This window comes from Actinophytocola sp. (assembly GCF_036378875.1).
Classification (GTDB): Bacteria; Actinomycetota; Actinomycetes; order Mycobacteriales; family Pseudonocardiaceae; genus Actinophytocola.
The window spans coordinates 53,355-69,862 of the sequence record NZ_DASUVO010000098.1 but is presented as its reverse complement, the minus strand read 5'-3'; the positions used below and the strand labels follow the sequence as shown (position 1 = coordinate 69,862).

Genomic DNA, 16,508 nt, shown 5'->3' with positions numbered 1-16,508 from the left:
CTGGCCGTGTGGTCAGGCCGCGCGGGCAGGAAGCTGAGCGACCAGCGCGGGGTAGGTGATCGGGGTGGCGCCGTGGTGGAGCGCGATGTCCACTGCGTCCAACAGGGCCTGCCGAGGTCCTGAACGGGCGAGGTCCGTGGTGTCCACCGCAAGGCGCACCAGGTGACCTTTGCGTGCCGCACGCGAAGCGCCCATCACGAGCGCGAAGCACCACCACGGCTCGGTTCGGTCACCGAACCCGAAGCCCTGCACTCGTCCTCTGTGGACGGTGTCGGCGCGGAGGTCACGGACACCCATCAGGTCCGCGCACGTCGCGAAGCCCTTGTGACGCAACGCGAGCAGGGTTCCGGGCGATGCCACCCAACGGGGTGGGACGAACGCGTCGGTCCTGAGGTTCAGGCGTTCCATCGCCGTCGCGGCGGCGGTCAGGCGAAGTTTCGCCTCGTGGGCCGGGAGAGAGGCGAACTCGGCTCGCCGGCGTATTGTTCGTGTCTTCGGGTCGGCCGGGTGGTCGTAGCCGTGCTGGAGCAGCGCGTTGCCGGCGGTTTGTTGCTCACGCACCCAGGTCAGCACCATGCCCGGCTGGTCGGCGCCCGCGATCTTCGGGGCCACCAGCATCGAGAACGGCACACCACGAGCCGCGAGTTCCGTGCTCAGGTCGGCGCTGTGGTCAAGGGTCCATGCGTTGATCCCGGACAGTGACACCATCAGTTGAGCGGTCACGAATCCCATGACGACATGCGCGCATGACGCCGAACTGACACGAAAGTGACGTGTTGCCGAACTACGCCACGGTTTCACCCGGAATTCATGCGGGCCACCATCCGGTTTGCCGGAACGTAGGGTTTGGCAATGAGCTACGACTGGATCTCGTTCACGACGGACTACGGGATCGATGACGGCTTCGTCGGGATCTGCGAAGGAGTCATCGCGCGGATCGCGGGCGGGCCACGCGTCATCCACATCAGCCACACGGTGCCGCCACAGGACGTGCGGCGTGGCGCCAGTGTCCTCGCACAGGCTGTGCCATACCTGCCACCGGCGGTGCACCTGGCGGTGGTCGATCCGGGGGTGGGGACCGATCGGCGAGGTGTCGTGCTCGTCGCGGCGGAGGGCGTGCTGGTCGGCCCGGACAACGGTCTGCTGGTGCCGGCGGCGGAGGTGCTCGGCGGCGTGCGTGCCGCCTACGAGCTGGCCGAGCCCACGTACCGGCTTTCGACAGTGTCGGCAACGTTCCACGGCCGAGACGTGTTCGCACCCGCCGCCGCACACCTGGCCGCCGGGGTAACGCCAGAGCATTTCGGACCAGCGGTCGATCCGGCGACGCTCGTGCGACTACCCGAACCGGAGACGACGGTGGAACCAGGAAAGTTGACCACCGAGATCCAGTACATAGACACGTTCGGCAACATCCAACTGGCGGCAACAGGCGCCGACTTCGACGCCTGTGGTGCCAACCTCGGCGCCATGGCGCACGCCAACATCAACGGCCGCTCAGCAAACGCCACCGTCGGCCGCACCTTCGACGACGCGGGCCCCGAAGGACTGATTGTGTACGTCGACTCAAGTGGCCGGGTGGCACTGGCAATCAACGAAGGCTCAGCGGCCCGCGAGTTCGGCGGCTCGGTCGGGGACCCGGTCTGGGTCCTGTTCGCCAGATAACGGGTGGCGGGCCTGGCACGAAACCCCTGTCGCGTTCGTGCCCCGGAGCATCGAGGAACCGGTGAACTGGAAGCCGAGCGGTCGAGTGGCGCGAGTCGACGGACGGCCGGGGGGGATGGGCAGGCGGGCGACGCCGGAGGATTAGGTGGCGCGGATGGCGGTCGCGCCGTGTGACGCAGACAAGACGAGTAGGTGTGGCTGGGCGGCGTGGAGAGGTTCGGTGGCGGAGGGTCGCGCGCGACCAGGCGGCCGAGACCGCAGGCAACTAGCTCTTCCTGGTGTCCGGCGTCCTCGAGGCTGAGCAGACCGCGGGCGTGCCCGGACGACAGGACACCTGCCGCGACCCGGCGCTGCACCGCGAGGGGGAGCTTCAGCAGTTGGATCGTGTTTGGTGATGGCCGGCCGACTGCGCCCGATGCGAGAGGCCAGCCCGTCGTGCGCGGGTGACGCGGGTCGGCACCTGAGCGGGTGGCGCGGGGGAGGATAGGACCGTCGGTCGTCACGGTGACAGTCATGAGACGGCACCTTCCTCGCGCAAACGCCGCGATCTCGTTGGGCCGTCGGCGGCGCGGCGATGCGGGTAGCTGGGTGTTGCCCTAGCCGCCAAACCGGACACGGAGACCGTCATGCGTGGGTGCTGAGCGAGTGGCGTGTGGCCGGCAAGGTACCTGTTCCCCCAACCACCTGCACCTCCCGCAACCAGGCCACCCAGGCCCTCCAGCCGCCCAATCTCCCCGGTCCACCTGCTCCCCAGGCCCCCGCCCCGAGGGACCGCCCGCGGGGCCGCCCCTGGGGCCACCCCAGGCCCTTCAGCCGCCCAACCTCCCCGGCCCACCCGACCGCCGGGGCGTCCCCGACCCCCGCCCCGGCCCCGGGCCGCCCCGGACCACCCGCCAAGCCGTCCAGCGAAGACCTCAGAGGGCAGTCAACTCATCTCCTATCTGCACTTCACCCGGGGTGGTCACCGCAACCTTGATGCCGAAGCTCACGCCGCCGTCTGGTTCTCGGCGGTAGTCCGCCAGTGTGCGTAAGGGCTCGGGGCCGGCTGAGGTGCCGGTGGGCTGGTCCACCATGGTTACCTTGCAGCGGACGTCTGGCTTGACCCAGCGGAGGCGTGCCGTGCCGATCGTGAAGTCGCGGAGGTCGTCCTCTGTGTACGGGACCGTCCAGTCCTTGATCACGATGTTCGGCCGGAACCGTTCCATGGGGACTGGCTCCGCGCCCTTTTCGAGGATGCGGGCGTTCAGGTCGTCCAAAGACGACAGCGACGTCAGGTGCAGTGCGGTCGAGTCGGTGAACGTGATGGTGCCGTGCCAGTCGTCGACCGCGCGTTCGTGATCCGGGGCCACGCGTACCAGCCGGAGCGGTTCGCCGACCAGCGTGCTGGCCCACTCGGCCACCTCGTCGCCCTGGTCGACGGCCTTACCTCGCCAGACGCCGTGGATCTCCACCGTCAGTCGGCGGCCCTCGGTGCTCACGTCCAGTGCTATCGATGGGAGGTCCGGGGCGGACAGCGTGAGCTTGTCGGCCTCCACTGTCAGCTCCGGGCGGATGATCGACAGTTTCGGTGTGCTGCGTTGGCTGCGGAACACGCCGTCCGACTCGCGGACGAACATGAACGTGCGGTCGTGCAGCACTCCGGTGGGCAGCACCTCGGCACGCGTGAGCGGTGAGCCGGCGCAGCCCTTGACGGGGTACAGGATCAGGTTGGAGACGGTTGCCACGAAAGCGAGAGTAGTGGCGACCGTGGCGAGGAACAGTGGGGTTTCCCGCAGTGTGGGGGTGCGGTGTACCGCAGGATCACAGGATGGCCCCGGGGGCGTACGCCGCCGCCTCCGGGAAGCGGGCGACCACGTCCGACACCCGCTTCACCACCGACGCCACCTGGGCGCTCGCCACGCCGGTGAACGGGAGGCGATCCGCCAACAAGGCATCCAGCTGTGCCCTGTCCAACGGGATCCGGTCGTCCGCGGCCAGACGGTCCAGCAGGTCGTTGCGTTCCACGCCCTGCTCGCGCATGGCCAGTGCGACCGCCACGGCGTGTTCCTTGATCGCCTCGTGTGCGGTTTCGCGGCCGACGCCGGCCTGCACGGAGGCCATCAGCATCTTCGTCGTCGCCAGGAACGGCAGGTAGCGGTCCAGTTCGCGGTTGATCACCGCCGGGTACGCGCCGAACTCGCCGAGCACGGTCAGGAAGGTCTCGACGAGACCGTCCAGTGCGAAGAACGCGTCCGGCAGGGCCACCCGGCGGACCACCGAGCACGACACGTCGCCCTCGTTCCACTGGTCGCCGGCCAGCTCGCCGACCATGGAGGCGTAGCCGCGGAGGATCACCGCGAAGCCGTTCACGCGTTCACTCGATCGGGTGTTCATCTTGTGGGGCATGGCCGACGAGCCCACCTGGCCCGGGCGGAAGCCCTCGGTCGCCAGTTCGTGTCCCACCATCAGGCGAATTGTCTTCGCGAGGCTCGACGGGGCGGCGGCGATCTGCACCAGGGCGGACACGACGTCGTAGTCGAGCGACCGCGGGTACACCTGTCCCACGCTGTCGAACACGCGGGAGAAGCCCAGGTAGCTGGCTATGGTGCGCTGCAGCGTGTCCAACTTGGAGTGGTCGCCGCCCAGCAGGTCCAGCATGTCCTGCGCGGTGCCGACCGGGCCCTGGATCCCCCGCAGCGGGTAGCGCTCGACGAGGCTGTCCAGGCGCTCGAACGCGACCAGCAGCTCGTCCGCAGCGGACGCGAACCGCTTGCCCAGCGTGGTGGCCTGCGCGGCAACGTTGTGGGATCGGCCGGCCATCACCAGCTCGCTGTGTTCGGTCGCGAGTGTCGCCACCCGGGCGAGCATCGCGACCGTGCGGCTCCGGATGTGCTCCAGTGACCTGCGGATCTGCAGCTGCTCGACGTTCTCGGTGAGGTCCCGGGACGTCATGCCCTTGTGCACGTGCTCGTGACCGGCGAGCGCGTTGAACTCCTCGATGCGGGCCTTGACGTCGTGCAGCGTCACCCGTTCGCGCGCGGCGATCGACGCCAGGTCCACCTGGTCGATCACTCGTTCGTAGTCGTCGATCACCCCGTCGGGGACGCCGATGCCGAGCTCGGCCTGTGCACGCAGCACGGTGAGCCACAACCGGCGTTCCAGGACGATCTTGTGCTCCGGTGACCACAGCTCGGCGAGCTCCACCGAGGCGTAGCGGCCGGCCAGAACGTTCGGGATGCGGGGCTTCGACGTCACCCCCCAAGCCTAGAGTCCCAGTTCGGGGTCGGTCGCGAGCGTCGTCAGCTGGTCGAGGGTCACCGGGATCGTCGGCATGTAGACCGGCGGCGGTTCGCCCGCCATGTCGTAGTTGTACACGGAGATCTGGACCACGCTCCCGTTCTTCCGGAAGTGGTACACGGTCCGGATGGTCTGGGCCTCGAGGTTGTCGGTGGTGCTCACGAGCTGCCCGCCGTCCTTCTCACCCAGTTGCTTGCACGCGACAGCGCAGACCGTGGCGGGTGACGGGTCCGCGACGCCGGATACCCAGGTGGTGACGAAGATCGAGTACCGCGAGCCGTCGATGGTGAAGCCGACCGGCGCGTTCACGTAGTTCTGTCCGTCGTAGAAGTGGCCCGCCGCCTCTCCACCGAACTCGCCGAAATCGAACCCCCACCCTTCACGCACCACCGTCGGCACCGCTCGCCGCAGGTGACTCGCCATCTGCTGGCTGCGACGGCGCAGCTCATCGGCCGTGTACCGGTAGGGCGTCTCCGGCGACACCGTGCTCGGGACCCGAGTGGGGGGCGACGTCGTCGTGGCCGTCGATGCCGGTCGGTCCGCGACCGGTGCCTGGCCACGACCGAACACAGCCGGGAGGGCCACCGCAGCGACGGCGACCGCGACCGTCGCCACGCCGACCCCGATCAGCGCCCGCCGACGGCCGACCTGGTGGCGGGCCGTGGCGACCAGCACGTCCGCGTCGAAGTCCAGCGGTGGCTCGTCGGCGACGGCGTCCCGCAGTCCGCCACGCACGTCTTCCTCGCTCATGATGCGACCCTCCCCACCAGTCGCGACACCGACGCCCGCAGCGCGTCGAGGCCACGGGCCGTCTGTGACTTGACGGTCCCTTCCGAACAGCCCATGACCTCGGCGGTCTCGGCGACGGACAGGTCGTCGAAGTACCTCAGGACCAGCACCGCGCGCTGCCGTGGCGGCAGGCGGAGCAGTCCCTTGTGGACGAGCTCCCGCGCCCACAACCGGTCCGGGCTGTCCGCCGGTCCGGGTGCCTCGTCGACCTGCTCCGGCACCGCCGCCGACGACTGCTCGGAGCGGCGCCACGGCCGACGTTTCTCGTCCAGCCAGGTGCGTAGCAGGACGGTGCGGCTGTAGTTCACCAGGCTGTCGTCCTTCTGCACCCGTGACCACGCCCGGTAGATCTTGATCATCGTGGCCTGCATCAGGTCCTCCGCGAGATGCCAGTCGCCGCAGCACAGGTACGCCGACCTGCGCAGTCGTGCGGCGTGCTCGACCGCGAACCGGCGGAAACTCTCCTCGTCGGGCTGTCGCATGCGCCCCCTTCCGCCCGTTACCCACGACGCGGGGGCGATCAGGGTTGCAACGAGTCCCGGAGCATCCGGTGGGCGACCGCGCGCGGGTCCGGGTTGACCTCGATCAACGCGTTGACCACGGCGCCGTCCACGAGCGCGATGAGCTGCTCAAGGCGAAGGGCGTCCACCGGAGTGCCTGATCGGGTGAAGACCTCGTGCAGGAGGCTGCGTAGCTCGGTGCCGAGCGTGCGCATCAGTGGACGCAGGTAGGGCCGGCGGAACGTCGCCACCAGCCGTTCGTAGCGGAGCAGCACCAACTCGGCGTCCCGCTCGCCGGCCCGAGGGCCGAGCAGCTGGTCGAGGACCAGCTCGATGACCGAGTCGAGGTCCCGTTTCTCGGCCGGCAGCTCCTCCAACAGCGCGTGGCCACGGACCAGCTCGGCACGCGAATGGTGCTCGACGGCGGCCGTGACCAGCTCGTCCAGCGAGTCGAAGTAGTAGGTGGTGGACGCCAGCGGCAGGTCGGCGCGTTCGGCGACCGCGCGGTGCCGCACCGCCTCGAAGCCGCCTTCGACCAGCAGCGTCGCCGCGGCCTCCACGAGTGCCTGGCGACGCCGCTCGCCTTTCGGGGTGCTGGCGGCCGTCATGCCGAGGAATCGTACGGCTCAGTTCCGTTCGGCTATCGCGGTGGCGAAGCGACTCAGGTCGGACTCGTACGGGACACTGCCGCTCTCCGGCGACGACGTACTCACCACGAACACCTGCGCGCCTGTGCTGGTTCGCGCGGTGGCCTCGGCACCGCCCGGCGGGGCCAGCGCGAGGCCTTCCATCGAACCCGGCGGCGACAGCAGCACGCTGAGCTGACCGTTGGGCAGATCGAAGGTGGCGCCACGGCCACCTGCGGGGCAGGACAGAACGACCGGCGACGCATCAGTGGCTTCGATGTTGGCGGCGGCCGGGAGCTCGCCCGCGAGGGCAGCAGCGAGCTCCCGGTCCACCTGTTCGCACCCACTAGGAGTGCTGGCGGGCCCCGCAGGCCCGCCGTTCCCTGTCGAGGGACCCCCCTGCTTGGGCCCCTCAGACGGGAAGCTGTTTTCGCCGCCACGCTCTGCAGGCGCGTCGGCTGCACTGTCCTCGTCTGGTAACTCGTATGGAGCAGCGTTTCCGTTACCGCTTGATGCGACGCTTTCCGCACTCGTTACATCCGACGCCGACCTCGGCCCTGTCCACAATGCCACGCCGAGCGCCGTCGCGCCCGCCAACACCGCCACACCAAAGGCGGAACCTGTGAGTAACCCGTTCCGGCGACGGACGCGCTGTCGCTCTGACTCTCTGGTGATGTCACTCTGCGTGAAGGTCGGTGGCGGGGTATCGGCGACCGCCTCTTTCAGCAGCTCAGCAAGCTTCTTCTCATCCATTCCGCCACCTCCTTCTCCACTCATGATGCCGACCTGAGGTCGTCGAGCGTGTCCCCGAGCGCCTCCCGCAGCGCGGTCAGCCCTCGGGCGGTCTGACTCTTCACGGTGCCTTCCGAGCACTTGAGCGCCTCGGCCGTGGCCGCGACGTCCAGCCCTTCGAGGTACCGGAGGACGAGCACCGCACGCTGGCGTGGCGGCACCGCCCGCAGACCGGCGAGCAGCGCGGACCTGGTCGCCACGGAGTCGCCCACCTCGCCGTCTGGCTGCGGCGTGTCCGGCATCTCCTCGACATACCGCTCCCGCCGCCATGGTCGCCGGGACTCGTCGATCGCCGCGCGCACCACCGTCCTCCGCACGTAGGCGTCCAGGGCCCCACGGTCCCGGATCTTGCGCCATCTCCGGTGCAACGCGACGAACGCGGTCTGCGCGAGGTCGTCCGCGCGATGCCAGTCACCGCACAGCAGGTACGCGGACCTGCGCACGGCGTCACGCCGAGCCGCGAAGTACTCCGCGAAGTCCTTCTCGTCGCGCTGATCCACGCGGACTCTCTCCGCTCGTCGTCTGCGAATGGGGGACGGAACGTGTCGCGTCTAAGGTTGCATGCCCCAGGTACGTGACGTACGCCACCCCCCGGAGCGGGCGAGGCCATGCCTCAGACGGGGGATGCCCGTCAGGACGTGCCGGCCCGGGTGTGGTGTGATCAGATCGTGACCAAAGTGCGGGAGATCGATCTACGTTCGGACACTGTCACCCAACCGGATGAATCCATGCGACTGGCCATGGCGCGCGCCGAGGTGGGCGACGACGTGCTCGACAGAGACCCCACGATGCGTGCGCTCGAGGAGCGGGCCGCCGACCTGCTCGGCGTCGAGGCCACGCTGTGGGTGCCGAGCGCGACCATGGGCAACCTCGTGGCGTTGATGATCCACCTGCAGAGAGGCGACCGGTTCCTCGCGCCGAAGGGCGCGCACGTGCTGGACGACGAACTCGGCGCGTCCGTGTGGCTGTCCGGCGGCATGCCCGAGGCCGTCGACTGGGGTGCGTGGCCGGGTCGGCTGCCGGTCGAGGCGGTGCGTGCCACCGCACGGAGCGGCCCGTACTACAAGCTACGCACCACGCTGTTATGCCTGGAGAACACGCACAACGCGGCCGGTGGGACGGTCACCCCGCCGGACGAACACGCCAAGCTGGTCGCCACCGCGAGAGACGTCGGCCTGAAGGTCCACCTGGACGGGGCACGGCTGTGGCACGCGTCGGTGGCCCTGTCCGTGCCGCCGGCCGCGCTCACGGTCGGCGTCGACACCGTTCAGGTGTGCCTGAGCAAGGGACTCGGCGCGCCAATTGGCGGCCTGGTCGGCGGTTCGGACGCGTTCGTGGCCGAGGCACGACGGGTCAGGAAGATGCTGGGCGGCGGTGTCCGGCAGGGCGGGATCATGGCCGCCGCCGGACTGGTCGCGCTGGACCGGATCCCATCGTTGCTGGACGACCACGCCAATGCCAGGAAGCTCGCCGAAGGGCTGGCCAACCTCGGATGGGAGGTCAACCAGCCGGAGACGAACATCGTGCTTGCCGCGACGCCCGACGTCGACGTGACGCTGGGCGCGCTCAAGCGGGTCGGCGTGCTCGCCGCGCCGATCGGCGGGCAGGTGCGGTTCATCCCACATCGTGACCTCACGGCCCGGGACGTCGACGAGGTCCTGTCACGGGTCGCGAAGTTTCACGGCTAACGGATCTGCTTGCGCTCCGAACCACTCGTGACGGCCTTGTAGCCGACATACCCGATGGTCACGACCGCCGCGGCAACCAGCAACCAGCCCACGGCCTTGAGCACGAGGCCGATCATCCAGAAGGCCGCCCAGATGACGAGGATCGCCCCGGCGATCTTCAGTAGCGTCTGCATTTCCTACCTCCCCTGAACCGGGCTACCAGCTGAACGGCTGGCGGTCGCCGGCGGTTCCCTCAGTCAACCACCGGCGATCGCCCTGGGCATCGGGGAAATTCACGGGTTTCGTCTCAGGGGGCGAGCCAGTTGCCCAGCCTCTCCAGGCCCGTCTCGATGTCCTGTGCCGGCCCGGCGAACGAGATCCGGACGAAACGGTGACCGAGTACGGGGTCGAAGTCGATCCCGGGAACGATCGCGACGCCGGTCTCCGCGAGGATGCGCTGGCACCAGGCCATGGTGTCGGTGGTGAGGTGGGAGACGTCCGCGTAGGCGTAGAACGCGCCGTCGACCGGGGCGACCTCGATGCCCAGCTTCCCCAGACCCGCGACCAGCACGTCCCGGTTGGTCCGGTAGCGGTCGACGAGGGCGTCGAGCTCCGTGTACTGGAACGCGGCGGTCGCCGCGTGCTGGGACAGCGTCGGCGGGCAGAGCGTGAAGTTCCCGGTCAGGCAGTCGACGGCACGGAAGAGCCGCTGCGGGACGAGGAGCCAGCCGAGCCGCCAGCCGGTCATGGCGAAGTACTTGGAGAACGAGTTGACCACGATGGCCTCGTGGGAGAACTGCCACGCGGAGGCCGGCGGGTCGGCGCCGTACGCGATGCCGTGGTAGATCTCGTCGCTGACCAGCTGGACGTCGCGGTCCACGCACCATCCGGCGATGGCCGCCAGCTCACCGGCGGGCAGCATCGTGCCGGTCGGGTTCGCCGGGGAGGCGACGATCAGCCCGTCGAGCGGCCCGGCGTCCTCGATCATGGCGACCGTGGGCTGGAACCGGGTGCTGGCGTCGCACGGCAGCTCGACGACCTCACAGCCGAGCGCGGTGAGGATGTTGCGGTAGGCGGGGTAGCCGGGACGGGTCAGCGCGACGCGATCGCCGACGTCGAAGGCGGCGAGGAACGCCAACAGGAAACCGCCGGACGAGCCCGTCGTGACGACGACCTCCGACGCGTCGACCTCGAGGGCGTACCGCTGGTCGTAGTGCTGGGCGATGGCCTCGCGGAGCTCCGGGATGCCGAGTTGCTCGGTGTAGCCGAGATAGCCGGGCAGGGAATCGGCCGCCTTGTCGAGAACGGCGCGTGGTGCCGCGGCCGACGGTTGTCCGGCGACCAGCGACACCACGTCCCCCTTGGCGCGCTGACGGGCGTTGGCCGCGGACAGCACGTCCATCACGTGAAACGGCGGGATGTGTGCACGGGCGGCGACATTCAACATGCCACCAGCCTGCATCACCCGATCGTGACGGGCACCAACTCCTCCTGTTCCACGCTGACCTTCGGCTGGCGCAGCACGGTGACCGCGAGGAGCGCCGCCAGCGCGACCAGGCCAGCGGAGATGCCGAACGCGACCCGGTAACCGCTGGTCATGGCCTCGACGACCGGGCTGCCCTCGGCGACCAACCCGTTCGTGTGGCTCGTTGCCACGGTGGCAAGAACCGCCAGCCCCAGCGCGCCACCCACCTGCTGAGTGGTGTTGACCAGGCCCGACGCGACGCCTGAGTCGTCCTTCGTGGCGTCGGACATGGCGAGGGTCATCATGGCGGGGAAGCCGAGCCCCGCCCCGATCCCCATCAGCGTCACCGCCGGGAACACGTCGACGAAATAGTTCGCGTCGATGGGCGCGCGGGTGAACAGGGCGAGCCCGGCCGCCACCAGCAGGAGCGCGCCGATCAGCACGTTCCGCTCCCCGAACCGGGCGTTGACCCGGGCCGAGGCGCCAAGTGACAGACCACCGATGCCGACCGCCACGGGCAGGAACCCGAGACCGATCTGCAGCGGGTCGTAGTCGAGAACCCTCTCCAGGTAGAGCGCACCCAGGAAGAACATGCCGAACATGCCGGCGACCATGAGCACCTGGATGAGGTTGGCACCCGCGACGTTGCGGTTCTTCAGGATCCGCAGCGGCAGCAGCGGTTTGGCACTCGTGGCCTGACGTGCGACGAAGCCGACGAGAAGCACGACCGCGCCCGCGCCGAACAGCAGCGTGTGGGTCGAGCCCCAGCCGTAGTCGGCGGCCTTCACGATCGTGTAGACGCCGAGCATCAGACCGCCGGTGACGAGTGCCGCGCCGAGGACGTCCGCGCCTTCGCGGAGCCCGACGCCCCGCTCGCCCGGCACGCTGCGAAGGGCGAGCGCGAACGCGACCACGCCGATGGGCACGTTCACGAAGAAGATCCAGTGCCAGCTGATGGCCTCGGTCAGTACACCACCGGCGAGCAGACCGATCGAACCCCCGGCCGCGGCGACGAAACTGAAGACAGCGATCGCCCTGGCCTGTTCCCCCTTCTCCGGGAACATGGTGACGATCATGCCGAGAATGACCGCGGCGGCCATCGCGCCGCCGACCCCCTGGACGAACCGCGCCGCGATGAGCAGCCCCTGACTGGTGGCGAGGCCGCAGAGCAGCGAGGCCGCGGTGAAGACCGACAGGCCGCCGAGGAACATGCGCTTGCGACCGATCAGGTCCCCGGTGCGGCCGGCGAGAAGCAGCAGGCCTCCGAAGGGGATGAGGTAGGCGTTGATCACCCAGGCCAGGCCGGACTGGGAGAAGTCGAGATCAGCTTGGATGACAGGTAAAGCGACGTTCACGATCGTGCCGTCGAGGATGATCATCAGCATTCCCGCGCACAGCACGACGAGCGCGAACCACCGTGAGTCTCGTTGTTGACCAACGGTATGGGACATGTGGAGCCGCCTCCTGGTTGTTCAGCTACAGGAGCGACCGTAGCAGATAGTCTCGTTTCAGACGATCCACAGTGGGATTGACTACAACGGGACTAATTCGGTTGCGCGCGAGGTCACGAGTACGACTGACGCCCGATACCCCCACGGCACTGTGAACAGCATCCCCGTACATCGCTGACCAGCGCAAACGACTTTGCCTGATCGCTCGCGAGCACGTTATCCGCGGGCACTGACAAAACCGGGAGACTGCCGGCACGAATGGTCCAGTCGCGCGATCACATGCGACGGCGAGGGGCACGCTGGCAGGCGACCGGCGTGGACAGGCGGTTCTCCACCAGCCGGGTCAGGCCGGACAGGAACGCGGCGCGCTCCTCGTCGGGCAGCGTCGACAACACGTCCTCGTAGACCCTGGCCACCACGTCCTGCGCGGCCTTGTGGACCTTCCGCCCCAACTCGGTCACCGCGATGATCCGCGCCCGCCGGTCGGTCGGCGACATCTGCCGCTCCACCATGCCGGCCTTCTCCAGCTCGTCGACGGTGACGACCATCGTCGTCTTGTCGAGCTGGCATGCCTCCGCCAGCTGGATCTGCGTTCGCTCACCTTCCAGCGCCGCGGACAGCACGCACTGGCCCCTCGGGGTGATTCCCTGGCTGGCCAGCTCGGCGGTCAGCTCGGTCGACAGCACATGGCTTGCGTGGGCCAGCAGGAACGCGAGATCCATACCTCCAGGTTACGCCGATAGGTCCGCAATAGATAATCTCGTGACCAACCAATCAGTACCCGACGTACGAGCCGCCCGACGCAGTCGCCTTGATGCCCGGCACGTTCGCCAGCGAGCCGTACCGCGAGATGGCGTAGTTCACGCCGGCGCAGATGTTGTCCACCGGGTTCCAGATATCGTTGCGCCCCGGCAGCTTGTAGGAGTTGAACGTCGGGTCGATGCACTGCATCAACCCCTTCGACGGCGTCCCCTTCGCCGCGTTGGAATCCCAGTTGTTGATCGCTGATGGATTGCCGCCCGACTCGTGCTGGATGATCTGCCAGATCCGCTGGGCGTCGGCCTCGCTGACGTTGATGCCGTTCTGCCGGAGGATCTCGATCGCCTGCTTGATCCATTCCTGCACGTTGCCCGGTGGCGGGCCGCCGGCGGGTGGGCCGCCGGACGGGCCGAGGCCGCCCCCGCCGCCACCACTGCCTCCGCCACCACTGCCTCCACTGCCTCCACCGGAGGAGCTGCCCGAGTTGGTCTTGTTCTCCTGGGCGGGCGGCTGGTCGCTGTTGGCCGGGTTCGTCGATGCCGGCGGTGTCTCGATCCACTCGATCGGCTGGCCGGTCTGCGGTGTGAACGGCTGTGTGTTCGGTTGTGGCAGCGCGGAGAACGTGGTGGCCGGCGACTTGCTGGTGTTGATGGTGCTCAGCGCGGAGCTGAGCGTCTGCTCGGTGCCTTCGAGGTGGGTGTTGATGTCGGCGGCGGCGCCGGCGCACACACCGCGTGTCATCGCGTCGAACTCGTCGGGTGTGGCGGTCGGGTGGCTGTCGCTCCACGTCCGGATGTCGGAGAGTGCCTGGTCGCAGCGGGTGGAGATGTAGCTCTTGGCGGCGGTGATGGCGTTGGCCGCGCCGGTGAGGGCGTTCGCGGCGTTGGTCATCGCGGTGCCGATGTCCGAGCCGGCTGTCTTGAACCGGTTCATGTAGTTGACGAACCCGTCCGCGGAGCTGCCTTCCCACGCCGCGTCGAGCGTGATGACGCTGCCGGCGACCTCGCCGCTGTAGGACGACACGTTGCTCGCGGCGGTGGACAGCCGGTTCGCCGCGGTGGTGACGGCCGCCGCGTCCGCGTCCTTGATCTTCGCCACGGCTGTGGTGACCGCGCTGCCGCCGTCGTAGCCGGCCAGGGTCTCCGCCGAACCCACTGTGTCCCCTCCTAGACCTGCACGTACCGGGGTCCGCGGAACGTCTGCTCGCCCGCGTCCTCGGTGTTCTGGACCGTCTGCAGCACCGCGTCGAGCGCGCCGGCGACCCCGCCGATCCGGTTCTCGGCGGCGTCGAGCTCGTCGTGCATGAGGTCGTTGAGCGCGTCGACCGCGGTCGCCAACCCGGCGGAACTGGGCAGCGCGCCGTAGACCGTGGATGCCGTGCACTGCTCGGGGAACATGTCGGAGACCTCGCCGAACTTGGGCTTGTGGTCGAGCGCCTTCTGCATGCAGCCGTTGATGGCGTCGATGTTGTACCTGGCCATGTTCCACCCCTTCGCCCCCCGTCGGACGGGTGTCGCCACGTCCCGGTTCCCTTATATCTCGGCCGTCAGCTCCTGTACGAAGGTGACCAGGCGGCGGCTGTCGGCCGGGGTGACCGTGCTCCACACGCGACCGTCGTTGTTGGGCCTGGCGATATGGGCGTAGCGGCCACGCGGGGTGTCGTGGAACGCGACGACCCGGCTGGCGCGGACCATGCGTTGGTCCCGCTGCATGCGGTTGGCGCCGAACTGGCCACGCACGCCCATGCCGGTCACCATGTCGGCGAGTGTCTTGGCGTCCGACCCAGAGATCCCCTTGGCCGCCAGCGCGGTGGTGAAGTCCCGCACGTTGCCGCGTGACTCCTTGTCGGCGGCGGTGAGCACGTCGGTCGGCACGCTCACCGACCTCCCCCGCCCGGCGACCACGTCCCCGGCGATCGACACGGCGGCCTCGGCGATCGAGCTCTCGCGGGCGGGGATGAGCCAGACGTCGGGCCCGTCCACGGCGGCGAGCAACGCGGAGCCGCCGTGGACGACCGCGAGCGAGGAGATACGGCGGTCCGTCCACACCCAGGTGTCGATGGACAGCTGGTGGTGGGCGAGCAGGTTCAGCTGGTCGACAAGCTCCGGCACGGCCCGCTCACGCTCGGCGAGGCCGCGCTGCTCGAGGTCGGCGAACGCCTTGGCGACCAGCTGTCGGCGCTCGGTGAACGTGGTGCCCGGGCTGGGCACCAGAAGCGCCTCGTGCTTGGGCGGAAGCTTCTCGGACTCCCACAGCACGTCAAACTCGAGCTTGGAGAGAACGATGGAACCTGTGCTCATCTACCGGTCGTCGTCATCGTCGCCGATCGACTCCGGCGCCACGACCCGGTCGTCGTCGAACACATCGCTCGACTCGACCCCGTAGCGGCGGACATGCTCCTGGTCATCCTCGCCTTCGGCGCTCTTGCCGGTAGCCGCGGCCGCCGGCTGCATGATCGAACCGCCGGGACGGCCCGCCCTCGCCCCGTACCGCTCGGCGTTACGGGCGGCCCGTGACTCTTCCTCCGGCGCCGCACCGAGGGGGACGCCGTTCTTCACCGAACCTTTCGCGGCGGCGTTGCGAGCGGCCAGGCGGTCACGTTCGGCGCCGGCACCCGCACCGCTCGCCGCGCCAGAGCCCATCGCCGTGGCCGCGTCGCCGGCCAGGAGCGCGGGGTTCACGGCACGCAGCGCCGCGGGGAGCGGGCCGGCCGGATTGAGCGGGTTGTTGATGCCGGGGAACGGACCGGTGCCGGTGAGGGGTGGGGTCCCGCCGGGAAGCGGCGTGTTCGGACCGAACGTGGTGGGCAGCGGGCCGCCGCCTGCGCCACCGGGGCCACCGGGCGCGAAGGTGCCGCCCGCGCCGCCACCTCCTGGAAGGCCGGTCGGGTTGAACGTCGAACCGCCGGGGGTGTAGCCGCTGACCGAGGAAACGTGCGTGCTCGTGTCCACCGGCTGCGCCACGAGGTTCATGCCTGGCGGAATGGGAAGCGGCCGCGCCTGGTTGATGGCGTCGACACTGCTGTCCCGGTACCCGTTCATGGCGTCGATGGCCTGGTTGCGGGAGGCGTTTGTTTCCTTGACCTGCTGCGCATGGTCAGTGGTGTGACCGAAGAGACCGGCCGCCTGGTCGAGAAGTGTCTCTTCCGTGGGGCCGTTGAGCGTGCCCGCGTCGGGGGCGCTGTTGTGGGTGTTGTGGAAGGCAGCGGACTGCTCACCGATGCCTCTGACCGAATCGTTGACCGGTTCTACGGCGCCCTCGGCGAAGATACGAGCGTTCTCGGTGGCCGACGTCCCTCCATCGGCGGCCTCACCTTGCCACGACACGCCAATCTTCTTGAGTTGTTCCCGCAACTCCGAGTCAACGACGAGGAGATTAGCCGCGATCGTCACTAGTGCACTCATTGCGTTCTGCAGAGACCCCGAGCCCTCACCTCCACGCAGCGCGTCAACCTCGCGAGCAAGCGACTCGTTGGAGTAGCCCTCGAAGCGAATGTCACTAACTCCGTGGTCCCTGGACAT

General features: G+C 68.9%; 18 protein-coding genes and 1 pseudogene. 2 read left to right on the top strand and 17 right to left on the bottom strand.

The genetic code is table 11. The features are described from left to right. Window positions 1–12: 12 nt before the first annotated feature. A complete protein-coding gene (locus VF106_RS27875) occupies window positions 13–732 on the bottom strand; it encodes a DUF2334 domain-containing protein (RefSeq protein ID WP_330842818.1) in 720 nt (239 codons plus the stop codon). 120 nt (window positions 733–852) lie between these two features. Between VF106_RS27875 and VF106_RS27870 the strand changes: the two genes are divergently transcribed. Beyond that, the gene (locus VF106_RS27870; RefSeq protein ID WP_330842817.1) at window positions 853–1,662 is read left to right on the top strand and encodes an SAM hydrolase/SAM-dependent halogenase family protein; all 810 of its coding nucleotides are present in this window, start codon (window positions 853–855) and stop codon (window positions 1,660–1,662) included. A gap of 260 nt (window positions 1,663–1,922) precedes the next feature. On the opposite strand, the pseudogene VF106_RS27865 reads toward VF106_RS27870, so the two are convergent. The 8 genes and pseudogenes from VF106_RS27865 to VF106_RS27830 form a co-directional block, all read right to left on the bottom strand. Next, window positions 1,923–2,100: pseudogene (locus VF106_RS27865) on the bottom strand (ParB-like helix-turn-helix domain-containing protein); the annotation flags it as partial. 476 nt (window positions 2,101–2,576) lie between these two features. Continuing rightward, window positions 2,577–3,386, bottom strand: a complete 810-nt coding sequence (locus tag VF106_RS27860; RefSeq protein ID WP_330842816.1) for an MOSC domain-containing protein — start codon at window positions 3,384–3,386, stop codon at window positions 2,577–2,579. 76 nt (window positions 3,387–3,462) lie between these two features. Beyond that, window positions 3,463–4,896, bottom strand: a complete 1,434-nt coding sequence (purB, locus tag VF106_RS27855; protein ID WP_330842815.1) for an adenylosuccinate lyase — start codon at window positions 4,894–4,896, stop codon at window positions 3,463–3,465. 9 nt (window positions 4,897–4,905) lie between these two features. Next, window positions 4,906–5,688, bottom strand: coding sequence for a hypothetical protein (locus VF106_RS27850; protein ID WP_330842814.1), 783 nt, complete (start codon window positions 5,686–5,688; stop codon window positions 4,906–4,908). Then, window positions 5,685–6,209, bottom strand: coding sequence for an RNA polymerase sigma factor (locus VF106_RS27845; protein WP_330842813.1), 525 nt, complete (start codon window positions 6,207–6,209; stop codon window positions 5,685–5,687). Before VF106_RS27845 ends, VF106_RS27850 begins: the two co-directional genes overlap by 4 nt. Before the next feature lie 38 nt (window positions 6,210–6,247). Further along, a complete protein-coding gene (locus VF106_RS27840; RefSeq protein WP_330842812.1) occupies window positions 6,248–6,835 on the bottom strand; it encodes a TetR/AcrR family transcriptional regulator in 588 nt (195 codons plus the stop codon). An 18-nt stretch (window positions 6,836–6,853) separates the two neighbouring features. Next, a complete protein-coding gene (locus VF106_RS27835; RefSeq protein WP_330842811.1) occupies window positions 6,854–7,606 on the bottom strand; it encodes a hypothetical protein in 753 nt (250 codons plus the stop codon). A gap of 20 nt (window positions 7,607–7,626) precedes the next feature. Beyond that, complete coding sequence (locus VF106_RS27830) at window positions 7,627–8,145, bottom strand: SigE family RNA polymerase sigma factor (RefSeq protein ID WP_330842810.1); 519 nt, start codon at window positions 8,143–8,145, stop codon at window positions 7,627–7,629. Window positions 8,146–8,313: 168 nt separating this feature from the next. Between VF106_RS27830 and VF106_RS27825 the strand changes: the two genes are divergently transcribed. Further along, window positions 8,314–9,333 carry a threonine aldolase family protein gene (locus VF106_RS27825; protein ID WP_330842809.1) on the top strand — a complete coding sequence of 340 codons (1,020 nt, stop codon included), beginning with the start codon at window positions 8,314–8,316 and terminating at the stop codon, window positions 9,331–9,333. Here VF106_RS27825 and VF106_RS27820 read toward each other — a convergent pair. From VF106_RS27820 to VF106_RS27785, 8 genes are all read right to left on the bottom strand, one after another. Beyond that, a complete protein-coding gene (locus VF106_RS27820; RefSeq protein ID WP_330842808.1) occupies window positions 9,330–9,506 on the bottom strand; it encodes a hypothetical protein in 177 nt (58 codons plus the stop codon). The genes VF106_RS27825 and VF106_RS27820 overlap by 4 nt on opposite strands. A 113-nt stretch (window positions 9,507–9,619) precedes the next feature. Then, window positions 9,620–10,759: a pyridoxal phosphate-dependent aminotransferase gene (locus tag VF106_RS27815; RefSeq protein WP_330842807.1), complete on the bottom strand. Its 1,140-nt coding sequence runs from the start codon at window positions 10,757–10,759 to the stop codon at window positions 9,620–9,622. A gap of 14 nt (window positions 10,760–10,773) precedes the next feature. Then, window positions 10,774–12,228 carry a DHA2 family efflux MFS transporter permease subunit gene (locus VF106_RS27810; protein WP_330842806.1) on the bottom strand — a complete coding sequence of 485 codons (1,455 nt, stop codon included), beginning with the start codon at window positions 12,226–12,228 and terminating at the stop codon, window positions 10,774–10,776. A 275-nt stretch (window positions 12,229–12,503) separates the two neighbouring features. After that, a complete protein-coding gene (locus VF106_RS27805) occupies window positions 12,504–12,950 on the bottom strand; it encodes a MarR family winged helix-turn-helix transcriptional regulator (protein WP_330842805.1) in 447 nt (148 codons plus the stop codon). Between the two features lie 52 nt (window positions 12,951–13,002). Next, complete coding sequence (locus VF106_RS27800; protein WP_330842804.1) at window positions 13,003–14,142, bottom strand: transglycosylase SLT domain-containing protein; 1,140 nt, start codon at window positions 14,140–14,142, stop codon at window positions 13,003–13,005. A gap of 11 nt (window positions 14,143–14,153) precedes the next feature. Continuing rightward, a complete protein-coding gene (locus VF106_RS27795) occupies window positions 14,154–14,468 on the bottom strand; it encodes a hypothetical protein (protein WP_330842803.1) in 315 nt (104 codons plus the stop codon). A gap of 51 nt (window positions 14,469–14,519) precedes the next feature. Beyond that, window positions 14,520–15,287: an ESX secretion-associated protein EspG gene (locus tag VF106_RS27790; RefSeq protein ID WP_330842802.1), complete on the bottom strand. Its 768-nt coding sequence runs from the start codon at window positions 15,285–15,287 to the stop codon at window positions 14,520–14,522. Further along, window positions 15,288–16,508: a PPE domain-containing protein gene (locus VF106_RS27785; RefSeq protein WP_330842801.1), complete on the bottom strand. Its 1,221-nt coding sequence runs from the start codon at window positions 16,506–16,508 to the stop codon at window positions 15,288–15,290.